Here is a 14,167-nt window from a genome sequence, read left to right on the forward strand (position 1 = left end):
AAAGGCTCGGCCGACTTGTGTGATGGTAATCGTCGCAGGCAAGGATGGCCGCACGCGGCCTCTGCTTTTCCCATCACGAGTAAGGCTCCGGGACCTGACCGGCGTTGCTTCGAGGTCCCGGAGACTGAGGCGAAGAGGGCGAAGCTCTATACGCCGGCCTGGGTCATCGTGGACGAATTCAATGTCGATGACCTCACGACCTCATGGGCTTTGGAGTCCACCGTTCCGGTAGGCCAGTTCACGCGACGTTTCATGGCGAAGGTTGCGGCCGAGGCAGCGGCCGCCATTCGGGCCAAAAACATTCGCAGCATACCGCGGCAATGATTATCGCATTGCTCGCTGAAATCCTCACTTGAATGGGGTTCTTTGCACGGACGCCACTATCGCGGCGGCATCATCGGTACAGCAAGAACGGTTCCTGCCCTGGACTAGACCTTGATGAAGCTGGCATAAGTTGGCCGCAAGTACTGTAGTCATGTATCCGCGAGGTTTCGTGGCGAGTGACGTGGCTCCTGTGCGGGGCCCATTTCCCGCTCTTTCGGCTTAATTCCCTTGTTCCAGCCCGGACCTTGCCGATCAACCCGCTGCGGGGTCGGACTACGCAAAGCGTGCCGTCGCTCAAGGCTTCGCCATCGCGATGATCGCGGTCCCGGCTGGACCCGACGGGCGCCTGTCGAGCGGGGAATGGTCCCCGCAAACACGGGAGCAAAACACATGTCGCACGAACTCAGCCTCGCTCAGAGCCACGCCTGGAACCTCGCTCGCACCCTGATGACGCCGGTCATCCTGTTCAAGGTCAATGACAACGAGTACGGCGTTCTTCCTGCCGAAGACCTCGACGGCGACGAAGTCGAGGCGATCGCCGAATACTGCCCATACACAGGCGGTCGGCCGGTTCATTGAATCGGCCCTCTATGCCACGGCGTGCCGCTTGCGAGCGGCAGGCCGCAAGGGAGGCTGCGCCGCGGCGGTAGCCGCGCCCTTGCGCCCTTTGCTCTTCGCGGCGGTCGCGGCGTGTTCCGCCAATTGTGGAAGAGATAGACTTGGAGAAAGGCGGACCGCAGGCTGCCAGGAGAGAAGAATGGAAAAGGCGGATATAGAAGAGCTGCGCGGCCGGGTCGGCTGTGCGGCGGTGCTGGAGACGGGCGGCTTTGCGGTCGACCTCAAGGAAAGCACCCGCAAAGCGGTCAAATATCGCCGTGGCGACGATATCATCATCGTCATCCATGACGGCAAGGGATGGTTCGCCCCGTTGTCGGATGCAAAAGGCGATGTCTATTCGCTGGTCCAGCATCTGGACGGCGGCGATTTCGTGGAGGCCTTCGTGCGGGTTGCGTCGCTTGTGGGATTGGTGCCGAGCGAGCCCGAATGGAAACGGCAGTCCCGGGAGACCGAACTCGACCAGTCCATCCCGCAACGATGGGTGGCGCGACGCAAGCCGTGGCGCGGGTCGGCGACCTGGCGCTATCTGCGCGATGAGCGGCACATTCCCGAACAGGTCATCGCGACAGCGACCGCTCAGAACGTTCTGAGGGAAGGCCCGCGCGGCAGCATGTGGGCCGCCCACAGCGACGCGGCCGGTATCGTCACCGGCTGGGAGGAGCGCGGCCCGCAATGGCGGGGTTTTGCGGCTGGAGGCGGCAAGATGTTGTTCCGGTTGGGGACGACGATGACAGCCACCCGCATCTGCGTCACCGAAGCGGCGATCGACGCCATGAGCCTGGCCGCGATCGAACGGATCCGGCGCGATACGCTGTATGCCAGCACCGGCGGCGGCTGGTCGCCGGCGACGGACACGGCTCTTCGCCTGTTGGGGGCAAAGCCGAACACGCGGCTTGTGGCGGCCACCGACGCCAACCCGCAAGGCGAGGCATTCGTGTCGAGGCTGCGTGAGCTTGCCGGCGAGCTCGCCTGCGACTTTGAGCGGCTGAAGCCGCGCGCCGAAGACTGGAACGCGATGCTGCAGGACGCGGCACCCGCCTGACGGCGCCGATCACTCAACCGCCGGCGCAAGATTGAAGATCGCTGCCAGCGCTTTGCCAATGACCATGTCAACTCGAAAGTCTGCGCCACGCGGGCATGACAGCCGGTTCGCACCGCCAAATTGGAGAGGAAGAGAGAGAAAAGGAAAGGAAACCGGGTTGCCGCATGCCCGCCGGTCGCGTGCAAGGGTGAAGCTTCGCCCGGCTGCGCCGGCCCTTGACCCGCCCGGACGGAGAGGCGGCCGCTGGGAAGGGGTCATGAAGGGCTGAAGATGATGGGCATCCACGAGGGTGTTGCGCGCTCAGGCCCGACGAGGCTGAAGGAGCCCGCCGATGAACCCCTTTTCTCCCATCCGTAAAGTCTACCAGGGCATTGCCGACCGCCGGCAGATGTTCCGTTTGTTCGACCGCCATGCGCAGCGCCCGAACCGGGATCACGTCGATGCCGGATCTCTTTATCTCGGGGAGTGGTTTGGAGTCGGCCGCGCCGAGCACGACTACATGCTGGAAATTCTGCCACCGCTCTGGATGCGAGGCGAGATGTTCGCGCTACGCGAGTTTCTTACCGATAGCATCACCAGCGTCTTCTACACACTGCGCATCGACGGCGGAACGCGTTACTATCATGCCTATTGCGATCTGAATGTGGCGCGATCGCCTGCCGAAATGCGCGATGCCATCGTCGAGCGCGAGTCCTGGCCGGTGAAGGCGATGACGCGCGAAGAGCGGTTGGAGCATATCTGGAGCGCCACGCACGACGATTACCGTTGCTATGCCGGGGACCGCTGGCTGCCGGAGCATCGCGGCAAGCGCACGGTGCTCTGTTATGGCGGCCGGCAGGGCACCACGCTGAAGTTGCTCGACGAACTCACCGATGATGAGATCGCGGCCAAGCTGCCGGTGCATCTGCGCCATCTCCCGATCCAGGCGGCGGCGTGAGGTGGGGCGATGTTTACCTTTCCCATCCTTGCCGTCCGCAAGGTGATCGATCGCGGCATTGCCGATGCCGCCGCCAATGGAGGCTTCCGCAATCCCTACTATGGGACGAGGCCCGGTGAGGGCGAACGGCCCGGCCTCTGGTTGGTCGGCGACGAGGGCGTCTACATCCTGTCCAACGGCAAACTCGCCGAGGGCGCCCGTGCGCTCGTCGCCTATTCGGAGCAATGCCACCCTGTCGGCAATCCCGACTGGTGGGACTACAAGCGCCGGCATTTCGGCGGTGACGACGGCATCGAATTCATCGACGCCGAGCAATTGATCCCGCTGTTCGATCGCAACCTTCGCTGCACGCATCTCAACGTGCAGCTCACCGAGACCGAAGTCTCGCTCTCGCTGATCGCCCGCTAACCCCAGCCAACCCGCCAGCCTTTCACGCGGCCGCCAACGGCGTCCGCGTGCTCGCGCTTGCCCTCAAATCCAAGGAGATTTTTCATGGCCCATGACGACCCCTTTACCATCGACCTGTTCGGCAGCACGGCCATTTCGTCCGGACTTGGCCTTGGCGTCACCGCCTTCGCGGCTGACTTCGGGCCGGGCGATGACGATGATCCCAATTCTTCCGCGCCTTCGCCGGTCACGACGGCGGTTGCAGCCATGCAACCGACGTCGAAGCCTCGACGGGGTCATGGACTGAACTTTCATCTTGCCGGCGATCGTGGGCTGGCCCGTGGCTGGAAGGATCGGGCCGGCGACAACATCGCTTCGATCCGGCTCGCCGCCGAGATCGAGGCCGATGAGCGCTCTGCCACGCGCGAGGAGCAGGAGCGGCTGATCCGGTTCACCGGCTTCGGCGCGTCCGACCTTGCCAATGGCGTCTTCCGCCGCCCCGGCGAGAGCGAATTTCGCAAAGGCTGGGGCGAGATCGGCTCGGACCTGGAAGATGCCGTCGGCGAGATCGACTATGCCTCGCTCGCGCGCTGCACCCAATATGCCCATTTTACGCCTGAGTTCATCGTGCGGGCGATCTGGTCAGGCCTCCAGCATCTCGGATGGCGCGGCGGTCGGGTTCTTGAACCAGGCGTCGGAACTGGCCTGTTTCCGGCGCTGATGCCGCAGTCCCTGCGCGGCGTCTCCCACGTCACTGGAATTGAACTCGATCCCGTCACCGCGCGCATCGCCCGGCTGTTGCAGCCGCAAGCGCGGATCATAACCGGAGACTTTGCCGCCACGCAGCTGCCGGCGACCTTCGACCTCGCCATCGGCAATCCACCGTTTTCGGATCGAACCGTGCGCTCCGACCGGGCATATCGGTCGATGGGATTACGGCTGCATGACTACTTCATTGCCCGGTCGGTCGATCTGCTGAAGCCAGGGGCTCTTGCCGCCTTCGTCACCAGTTCGGGCACGATGGACAAGGCAGATAGCACCGCGCGCGAGCATATTGCGAAGGCGGCCGATCTGATTGCCGCCATGCGCCTGCCCGAGGGCAGTTTCCGGGCCGACGCCGGCACCGACGTCGTGGTCGACATTTTGTTTTTCCGCAAGCGCAAGCTCGGCGAGCCAGAGGGCGACCTCTCATGGCTGGACACCGAAGAAGTTCGGGCCGCGACGCGGGATGAGGGCGCGATCCGCGTGAACCGCTGGTTCGCGCGCCACCCAGATTTCGTGCTCGGCACGCATGCCACTGTCTCGGGGCCTTATGGCGAGGCCTATTCCTGCCTGCCCCATCCCGGTGCCGATCTGGAGCGTGCGCTCACCGCAGCGATCTCGCTCCTTCCGGAAGCCATCTATGAGGGCGAGCCGGCCGAGATTGATCATGAGATTGATCATGACGCCGAGCCCAGTGCCGATGTCGTCGATGCCGTCGATACCCTGCCGGAAGGCTCCGGCGTGCGCGAGGGCAGTTTCGTCGTCGCGAAAAATACCGCCCTCGCGCAGATGATCGATGGTGCTGCGGTGGCCATCACGGTGCGCAAGGGCAGGGCGAGCGAAGGCGTGCCGGAAAAGCACGCGCGTATCATCCGCAAATTGATCCCCATCCGTGATGCGGTGCGTGAAGTCCTGAAGGCCCAGGAGTTCGACCGGCCCTGGAAGCCGGCCCAAGTCAAGCTGCGCATCGCATGGTCGAATTTTGTGCGCGGCTTCGGCCCCATAAACATGACCGTCGTATCCACCAGCGAGGACGCAGAGACCGGCGAGGTCCGCGAAGTGCATCGCCGGCCAAACCTGCAGCCCTTCCTCGACGATCCCGATTGCTGGTTGGTCGCCTCCATCGAGGACTACGATCTCGAAACCAACACCGCCCGGCCGGGTCCGATTTTCACCGAGCGCGTCATCGCGCCGCCCGCACCACCCATCATCACAAGTGCTGCCGATGCGCTTGCCGTCGTGCTCAACGAGCGCGGCCATGTCGATGTCGATCACATCGCCGAATTGCTGCACGCCGATGTCGAAGCCGTCATCGCCGAACTCGGCGACGCCATCTACCGCGATCCCGAGACCGGTTCGTGGCAAACGGCCGACGCCTATCTCTCCGGTCAGGTCCGCGACAAGTTGAAGGTCGCGGAAGCCGCAGCCGCACTCGACCGAATTTTCGAGCGCAATGTCCGCGCCCTGGTCGAGGTTCAACCGGCCGATCTTCGGCCTTCCGATATTACGGCCCGTCTTGGCGCACCATGGATACCCGCCGCCGATGTTGTCGCCTTCATCAAGGAGACGATGGGTGCCGAGATCAGGATCCATCACATGCCGGAGCTGGCATCGTGGACCGTCGAGGCGCGGCAATTGGGATGGACGGCGGCCGGCACGTCCGAATGGGGTACCGATCGCCGTCATGCCGGCGAGCTCCTAGCCGACGCGCTGAACAGCAGGGTGCCGCAGATCTTCGATACGGTGAAAGAGGGCCCTGCTGAAAAGCGCGTGCTCAATGTCGTGGATACGGAAGCCGCCAAGGAAAAGCTGCACAAGATTAAGACCGCTTTCCAGAACTGGATCTGGTCCGATCCCGAGCGGACCGACCGGCTGGCGCGGGTCTACAATGACCGCTTCAACAACATCGCTCCCCGAAGATTCGACGGGGATCACCTGCAGCTTCCAGGCGCCTCCGGCGCCTTTTCTCTTTATGGACACCAGAAGCGCGGTATCTGGCGTATCGTCTCGGCCGGCTCGACCTACCTCGCCCACGCCGTCGGCGCCGGCAAGACCATGACGATTGCCGCGGCCGTCATGGAGCAGCGCCGGCTTGGCCTGATCGCCAAGGCCATGTTGGTCGTTCCCGGTCATTGCCTTGGACAGGTGGCCCGCGAATTTCTGTCGCTCTACCCGACCGCGCGAATCCTCGTCGCCGATGAGACGAATTTTTCTTTAGCCAAGCGACATCGCTTCCTGTCGCGTGCGGCGACGGCGACCTGGGATGCGATCATCATCACCCACAGCGCCTTCCGCTTCATCGGCGTGCCGTCGGCTTTCGAGCAACAGATGATTGAGGACGAACTGGAACTCTACGATACGCTGCTGACCAAGGCCGAGAGCGATGACCGCGTCTCGCGCAAGCGTCTTGAGCGGCTGAAGGAGGGGCTTAGGGAACGGTTGGAGGCGTTGGCGACCCGCAAGGACGACCTGCTCACCATCTCCGAGATCGGCGTCGACCAGATCATCGTCGACGAAGCGCAGGAGTTCAGGAAGCTTTCCTTCGCCACCAACATGTCGACGCTCAAGGGCGTCGATCCGAACGGCTCGCAGCGGGCCTGGGACCTTTATGTCAAATCCCGGTTCGTCGAGACGAAGAATCCGGGCCGGGCGCTCGTGCTGGCCTCCGGCACGCCGATCACCAACACGCTTGGCGAGATGTTCTCGGTGCAGCGTTATCTCGGTTACGAGGCGCTGCTTCAGCGCGGCCTGCACGAGTTCGACGCCTGGGCTTCGACCTTCGGCGACGTCACGACTGAACTCGAATTGCAGCCATCCGGCAAATACAAGCCGGTGACGCGCTTCGCCACCTTCGTCAACGTGCCCGAGCTGATCGCCATGTTCCGCTCCTTCGCGGATGTGGTGGTGCCGCAAGACCTGCGGGACTATGTGAAGGTGCCGGCGCTTTCCACCGGCGCACGTCAGATCATCACCGCCAAGCCGTCCGCTGCCTTCAAGCGCTACCAGAGGGTGCTCGATGCCCGCATCAAGGCCATCGAGGAACGCGACTGTCCGGCAGAACCTGGTGACGACATCCTGCTCTCGGTTATCACCGATGGCCGGCACGCCGCTATCGACCTGCGCCTGGTCGATCCGGACGATGACAATGAGCCGGACAACAAGCTCAACGCCCTGATCGGCAATGCCTTCCGCATCTGGCAAGAAACAGCGGAATGTAGCTATGTCCGCGCCGACGGCATGCCGTTTGAGCTTGCCGGCGCAGCGCAGATGATTTTTTCCGATCTCGGCACGATCAGCGTCGAGAAAACCCGAGGCTTCTCGGCCTATCGCTGGATCATGGACGAGCTGGTCCGCAGGGGCGTTCCGCCATCGGAAATTGCCTTCATGCAGGATTTCAGGAAGTCGGAGGCCAAGCAGCGCCTGTTCGGCGACGTGCGGGCCGGAAAAATCCGGTTCCTGATCGGCTCCTCCGACACGATGGGCACCGGCGTCAACGCGCAGCTTCGCCTCAAGGCGCTGCATCATCTCGATGTGCCGTGGCTTCCCTCTCAGATCGAGCAGCGCGAAGGTCGTATCTTGCGGCAGGGCAACCAGCACGATGTCATCGATATCTTCGCCTACGCCACCGAGGGTTCGATGGACGCCCAGATGTGGCAGAACAACGAGCGCAAGGCCCGGTTTATCGCAGCCGCCCTGTCGGGTGACACGTCCATTCGGCGGCTGGAGGATATGGGTGAGGGGCAGGCCAACCAGTTCGCGATGGCCAAGGCGATCGCCTCGGGCGATCCGCGTCTGATGCAGAAGGCAGGTCTGGAGGCAGACATTGCCCGTCTGGAGCGCCTTCGCGCGGCCCACATCGATGATGAGCACGCCGTTCGGCGGCAGATCCGCGATGCCGAGCGCGATATCGAATACTCGACCCGGCGCATCGGCGAGGTCGGAAAGGATATCGAGCGCCTCGTGCCGACGACCGGCGACGGGTTCAGCATGGTGGTTGGGGGCGAGGCGTTCACTGAGCGCAAACTCGCTGGTCGCGCGCTGATGAAGGAAATCCTGACTCTCGAGCAGCTTCAGAAGGAAGGCAAAACCCTTATAGCCTGCATCGGCGGGTTCGAATTCGAATATTCCGGCGAGCGTTTCGGCAAGGACGGCTACCGCTATGCCACCATGCTGGTGCGCACCGGCGTCGATCATGAGATTGAGCTCGCGGTGACCACCACGCCGCTTGGTGCGATTTCTCGCCTCGAGCATGCCTTGGCCGGCTTCGAGGGCGAGCAGGTACAATACCGCCAGCGTCTTCAGGATGCCGAGCGCAGGGTCATCTCCTATCGCTCGCGTCAGGGCGGCGAGTTCGGATTTTCTGGTGAACTGGCCGAGAAGCGCCGGCAGCTTGCGGAAATCGAAACCGATCTCGCGTCCTCGACTGATGGCCGGGATCAGCGTGCTGCCGCATAGCAGGCTCGATACACGCTGCCGATCATTGTCAGCCATTGACCGGGGGCAAAGGTTCAAGGCCGCTTTGTGCAGGCGATGGAGGAGGCGCGCCGAACTGCAACGTTTCGGTCATGCTCGGCTCCGGCCAGCCAGACAACATGACGTAACGTCAAGAATCAGCTAACTAGATCATTGCGGCGGACCTGATTGGACCGTCCGGCCGGTGCCTGCCAGAGCCCCCCGCAAAAGCAGGCGCCGGCCTTTTAGCGCTTGAAAGGCGAGCAGTCATATTGTTTCGTCTTGTCCCCATCCAGACACGAGGCAGTTGCGATGGACGACACCAAAGGCTGCGCGAACCACACGTCCGTCGAGATAGTCGAGGCCATGGGCGAGTGATTCGTCCGTGTTGTTGAGAACGGCGAAGAACTTACCCGATCATTCGACCTGGAATCGGTCGCCCTTGCCTTCGCGGAAGGCCAGCGGACACGCCTAGGGCTTAAGGACTTCAAGCGGATCTGACCCGATTTCCGCGTTCACACCATTGCCGCCTAAATTCAATTTGCTATCGATCCGTTGCGGGATGGCCCGCCGCAAAGCCGGCCGCCATCATTGGCTCAGAATAGATCAGGCCCGGTTGCGTACTGGACAGTGCTCAAATAGAGATGGGACAAATCAGACAAAAGGACCGACACATTGACAAAAGAATCCGACCAACTCCCCGCCGAACTAGCCGAGCTTACTGCGGAGATTGTGTCCGCCTACGTAAGTAAGAACCCTGTGCCGGCAACCGGTCTGCCTGAACTAATCGCATCCGTGCACAAGTCTCTGTCCGGGCTTGGTACGCCGATCGCGCCTGTCGTTGAGCCGCAAACTCCCGCGGTCAACCCGAAGAAGTCGGTGACGCCAGATTTCATTATCTGCCTCGAAGACGGCAAGAAGTTCAAATCCCTGAAGCGGCACCTTAGCACGGACTTCGGTCTGACACCGGACGCCTATCGCGAGAAGTGGGGCTTGCCGCGCGACTATCCGATGACGGCTCCGAATTACGCCGCTCAGCGCTCGCAACTGGCGAAGTCCATCGGGCTTGGCCGCAAGGTTGAACCCGTCGCAAAGAAGACACCTGCGAAGCGGAAAGCAAAAGCGTCCGCACCACCTGACGCAGCGTAACGACTCAGCTCTGTCAAGGCGCGGCGGATCCCAATCCCGCCCGTGGCCCGCGCCATTCGGATAAGCCTCAGCGAGGGCGCCGGCCTTTGTTCTTAGCGTGGCGGACTCGCCGGGCGAAGAAACCCCAACCACCTTAAGCCCGGCGAGCCTACACCTGATCAAAGTAGGCGATCAGGACCGGGATCAACCGGCACCACGTCCGAAGCAAGAGCAATGCCAGCACTTTGCTCCCGAAATGGGACAATACCGGGGTCCCCCGGTAGCAGCCGGGTTTCTCCTCAGAAACAACAAACATAGAACAAAAACCTGGCTGTCGCCACGGGAGCCGCCGCGCCGAGACAGAGAACCGTCCACCGACCTGCGAGCGCTGATTGATGTCCACAAGACAGCATACGCTGCGTTCGCCAAGGCGCTCAACGAAGTGGGCGAAAACAGCCGTGACCCTGATAGAGCGAGCCGGGTTGAGGAAATGGCGTGGCTGGCCATCTGCGCCTATCCTGCGATCAGGGAAAACAATGCTTGGCCAAGGCCCGATATCTTTTAGAGTTCGAGGCGCGCGGCTTCGCCCAACTATGTGGAAGGGTTGAGATAGACTGCCTGTTAGCCTCCATCAGATGGTTCGGAGTTCGCCGGTCGACGTCTTTCCGGAACGTTTGTCCTGCAGCAGTCGTATGACCTTCTGACCAGGAATGGGTGACGTCATGATCACAGCCCGACAGCTTCGAGCCGCTGGAGGGCTCCTTTGCGGCGTGCGTAGGTTCAAAAACGGTTAACCTTCAGCTCGCCGTGCTAAATTCTCCGCTTATCTCCATACCCCGGTCTAAGTCGAAGGGATGAGGAAAGGAAACGGAGGAGGAATAAAACCCGCTCGCAGATCGGGCGGGCCGCTGACGCTGGCGCTCAACCGCGCCGCTCGCGATCCCGGCCGCGTCGTCCTGCGCAGGGCCCAAGAGCCCCGCTCGGCCAGCCGGGCAGGGATGCTCGGCCGCAATTGCACCGGCCCGTCCGCTCCGCGGGCCGGGGGATGTCTTCGGGAAGAAGACGAGGAAGGACACAGCGAACGAACGGCGGTGTCCGCAAACCCCCTTGAAGGAGCATCTCCATGGAACTGAAGTTTGTCGATCCGCGTGCGCTGAAGGATAACCCTGACAAGGCGCGACGCTCGAAGTCCAGTCCGCAGGCCGACGCGCTACTGCTGGCTACCATTCGCGCCGTCGGCATCGTGCAGCCGCCTGTCGTGGCGCTGGAGACGGAAGGCGGCAATGGCTACGTCATCGATGCCGGCCATCGCCGGGTGAAGCAGGCGATTGCGGCCGGTCTGGAAGAGATCGCCGTCCTGGTGATCGAGAGGGCCGAGGATGGTGGCGCCATGCGGTCGCTGGCCGAGACGCTGGCGCACGAACAGCTCAATCCCGTCGACCAATGGCGAGCGATCGAACGTCTGGTTGCACTCGGCTGGACCGAAGAAGCCATCGCCGTCGCTTTGGCGCTTCCCGTCCGCCAGATCAGGAAGCTGCGCCTCCTCGCCAACGTTCTGCCGGCTATGCTCGACCAGATGGCCAAGGGCGACATGCCCAACGAGCAGCAGTTGCGCACCATCGCGTCGGCTTCGCTTGATGAGCAAAAGGAGGTCTGGAAGAAGCACAAGCCGTCCAAGGCCGATCCGCAGGTGTCGTGGTGGAGCGTGGCGCAGGGCCTGACGAAGCGTCGCATGTACGCGCGCGACGCCAGCTTCGGTGACGATCTCGCCCGGGCCTACGGCATTGCCTGGGTCGAGGACCTGTTCGCTCCGGCCGACGAGGACAGCCGCTATACGACGGATGTCGAGGCCTTCCTTGGCGCGCAGCAGGAGTGGATGGCAAACACTGTGCCCAAGCGTGGCGTGATCGTGGAAGCCGCTCAGTGGGGCGAGCCGAAGCTGCCGCCCAAGGCCGAGCGTGTGTACGGCAAGCCGTCCAAGTCCGATCACACTGCCATGTATCTCGACCGCGAAGGCAAGGTGCAGTCGGTCGCGTACCGCATGCCGGCGGCCAAAAAGCCCAAGGGCAAGAATGGCGCTGACGTCGAGGCCGATGGCGAGGATATCGTCGTTACGGCAAAGCCGCGTCCGGACGTAACGCGCAAAGGCATGGAGATGATCGGCGACCTGCGTACCGACGCGCTGCACGAGGCGCTGTCGCGCGCACCGATCGGGGACGACACGCTGATGGCGCTGCTTGTTCTCGCCTTCGCCGGCCAGAATGTGACAGTGGTATCTGGCGCCCGCGACATCTCCTATTACGGGGCCACAGGCCTCGGCGAACACGCCACGCGCCTGTTCGACCAGGACGGCAAGCTCGAGTTCGACATGGACACGCTGCGCATTGCCGTGAGGTCCTTGCTGATCGACGTTCTGTCCTGCAGGGAGAATCGCTCGGACAGCGGCGTTGTCGCCCGTGTCGCCGGCGACGTCATCGCCGCCGACAACTTCCTGGCCAACATGGGGACGGAGGACTTCCTGTCATGCCTGTCGCGGCAGGCTCTGGAAGCCGCCTGCGCGGATACATCCGTCCCGCCCCGTCAGAAGGTCAAGGACACCCGTGCGGCCCTGGTCGAGCATTTCAAGGAAGGCCGCTTCGTCCACCCGTCGGCGCTGTTTGCGCCCGCTCCCGAAAAGCTGACCTCCTGGCTGAAGAAGAACGAGGCCAGAAAACAGCCTGACGACGACACGCCGCAGCACCAGGACGAGCTCGACGGTGATGCGGGTGTCGAGCCCGCGCATGACAACGTTGGCGAGGATTCCGCTCCGCGGGAGGAGGACCTCGCGGACGAACAGATCGAGCCTTACAAGGTGGCCGCCGAGTAGGCGGCTCCGCCTACCTTTCCCTCAGAACGATCATTCCGCCGCCGGCACATCACCGGCGGCGGTTCTGTTTCCACCATGAGCAACACGGAGACCATCATGTCGGCTCAATTGATCTATGACCTCGTTCCCCTCGGTTCGATCGTGACTTATTCCGACGGATCCCCACGCCCGCCAAAGCGGCATCGCAAGAAGCTCGCAACCTGGGAAAATCGCAACGGTGGCGGCCGCCTGATCCGCAAACACAAGGGTGACTATGGCAGTCAAGGAACCATTGTGTTGCGCGTCCACCAGGCGTTTTCGGTGAACAACGACCTGAAGTTTTCGGTCAAGGAGCGGCCGTCCATCGGCACGGTTCTCGTTCTCGACCGCGCCGGCGACGATGCGGAGCTTGTCCATCTTGCCGCCAATCGCACAGCCGCCGAGGAAAGGCTTAGCCGCCACGGCTATCCGAACGCCGTGTTGCAGCAAGTCACGGCCGACACAGTAGCGGCGGATACCGTAGCGGGGAGGACGGCAGCATGACTGCGCGAACTTCTGAAACCCATGACGTCGAAACCCCCGGGTTTCCGGGAGTTTCTTTTGGCCGAAGCGCCGACGGGCTTTGGGTCGCCCTTGTCGGCGAGCACGCCTTCGCCATGGCTCCAGCCCGCGACGGCCGGCACTATCTCGTCACGGGCTGGCGTATCCGCCGGCCCATGGCCGAATGGACGCGCAGCGATTTCTACGGCCATGCCGGTGAGCTTGCCGACAAGGCGGCGTTTCACGCGCATGTCGAGGAGAACGCCCTCCACCAGCGGCAGCGCGCAGCGCTCGGACGTCGCGAGATACACTCCCGCGCCCATACGCCATGGGGAACCTCGCAGGGAGCGACCGTCTATGCCGAGGGCGTCGTGGCTCACTCGACGGCAGGCCATGGCGGGTTCCATCTGTCGGTGGAACGAAATCGCAAAGTCCATGACTTGCTCCGCTCCGATGGCGGCTGGTATGAAGAGGACTGCGATTGGGCGGCCGTTGCCCAGGCTTTCCCGCAGCTCTTCACGGACTTCGAGAAGGCTTGTGCGGCAAGGACCATCCGCGACTGGTACCCGGATGCGTGGGAGGCGATCCACGGGAGGGCGCTCGAACCCGGCCAATCCGCGAAAAAGGACGAGCGGGCATTTTTCGAGAAGCATGCCGATGACTGGGTCGTGGTGTCGGCGATCCGTTGCGAGCACCAGGCCGGGTTCACCGAAATTATCGCGACCCCTGGCGGCAAGCGCGGACCGGGCACGGAGGAACGTCGCTTTCTCGTTGCGAATGACGAATATCATGTCGGCCGCTTTGGATTCGTCATCGATGTTGCACGCCACCGTGTCTATGGCGGGCCATCAAGCTTCATGGATTGGCAGCGGAGAGACACATAATGTCTGTCCGCGATCACCGCGCAGCTCTTCGCATGGATCACCGTGCCCTCTTCAGGGTCTGGCCGGCACCCTTGACCTCGAGGCTTGACGAGGACGACGGAGGCGCCGTCGGCCAGCATGGTGCCGGCGGCGTCGCGCACTTCAATGCTTCCGGCACAAGCTTTAATGGCAGTCCTTTCCGAGGCTGGTCGCCATTCCCCTGTCGTATCGTCATAGACGTAGTCGTCGTTGTGATCGGTCAACGCTGC

9 protein-coding genes and 1 pseudogene are annotated in these 14,167 nt (G+C 62.8%); 9 read left to right on the top strand and 1 reads right to left on the bottom strand.

The genetic code is table 11. From position 1 onward, the window contains the following. Positions 1–714: 714 nt before the first annotated feature. The 9 genes from A3AU_RS0120745 to A3AU_RS0120790 all read left to right on the top strand — a co-directional run bounded on the left by A3AU_RS0120745 (position 715) and on the right by A3AU_RS0120790 (position 13,919). Positions 715–903, top strand: a complete 189-nt coding sequence (locus tag A3AU_RS0120745; RefSeq protein ID WP_006205770.1) for a hypothetical protein — start codon at positions 715–717, stop codon at positions 901–903. Between the two features lie 178 nt (positions 904–1,081). Then, a complete protein-coding gene (locus A3AU_RS0120750; protein WP_027054577.1) occupies positions 1,082–1,984 on the top strand; it encodes a DUF3991 and toprim domain-containing protein in 903 nt (300 codons plus the stop codon). A gap of 331 nt (positions 1,985–2,315) precedes the next feature. Beyond that, positions 2,316–2,921 (top strand): DUF1419 domain-containing protein, encoded by a 606-nt coding sequence (locus tag A3AU_RS0120755; RefSeq protein WP_027054578.1) that lies wholly within the window; start codon positions 2,316–2,318, stop codon positions 2,919–2,921. Between the two features lie 9 nt (positions 2,922–2,930). Further along, a complete protein-coding gene (locus tag A3AU_RS0120760; protein WP_027054579.1) occupies positions 2,931–3,329 on the top strand; it encodes a DUF3085 domain-containing protein in 399 nt (132 codons plus the stop codon). Positions 3,330–3,413: 84 nt separating this feature from the next. Beyond that, positions 3,414–8,525 (top strand): helicase-related protein, encoded by a 5,112-nt coding sequence (locus A3AU_RS0120765; RefSeq protein WP_027054580.1) that lies wholly within the window; start codon positions 3,414–3,416, stop codon positions 8,523–8,525. Positions 8,526–9,197: 672 nt separating this feature from the next. Continuing rightward, positions 9,198–9,671 carry a Ros/MucR family transcriptional regulator gene (locus A3AU_RS0120770; RefSeq protein WP_027054581.1) on the top strand — a complete coding sequence of 158 codons (474 nt, stop codon included), beginning with the start codon at positions 9,198–9,200 and terminating at the stop codon, positions 9,669–9,671. Positions 9,672–10,773: 1,102 nt separating this feature from the next. Next, positions 10,774–12,516 carry a ParB N-terminal domain-containing protein gene (locus tag A3AU_RS0120780; RefSeq protein ID WP_027054582.1) on the top strand — a complete coding sequence of 581 codons (1,743 nt, stop codon included), beginning with the start codon at positions 10,774–10,776 and terminating at the stop codon, positions 12,514–12,516. Positions 12,517–12,612: 96 nt separating this feature from the next. Then, on the top strand, positions 12,613–13,038 hold the full coding sequence (locus A3AU_RS0120785; RefSeq protein WP_027054583.1) for a hypothetical protein: 426 nt from the start codon (positions 12,613–12,615) through the stop codon (positions 13,036–13,038). Further along, positions 13,035–13,919, top strand: a complete 885-nt coding sequence (locus A3AU_RS0120790; protein WP_027054584.1) for a DUF7007 domain-containing protein — start codon at positions 13,035–13,037, stop codon at positions 13,917–13,919. Before A3AU_RS0120785 ends, A3AU_RS0120790 begins: the two co-directional genes overlap by 4 nt. A gap of 46 nt (positions 13,920–13,965) precedes the next feature. Here A3AU_RS0120790 and A3AU_RS1000000140145 read toward each other — a convergent pair. Next, positions 13,966–14,161, bottom strand: a pseudogene (locus A3AU_RS1000000140145) (PhnA domain-containing protein); the annotation flags it as partial. Between the last annotated feature and the right edge of the window lie 6 nt (positions 14,162–14,167).

The organism is Mesorhizobium erdmanii USDA 3471 (genome assembly GCF_000472705.1).
GTDB classification, from domain to species: Bacteria; Pseudomonadota; Alphaproteobacteria; order Rhizobiales; family Rhizobiaceae; genus Mesorhizobium; species Mesorhizobium erdmanii.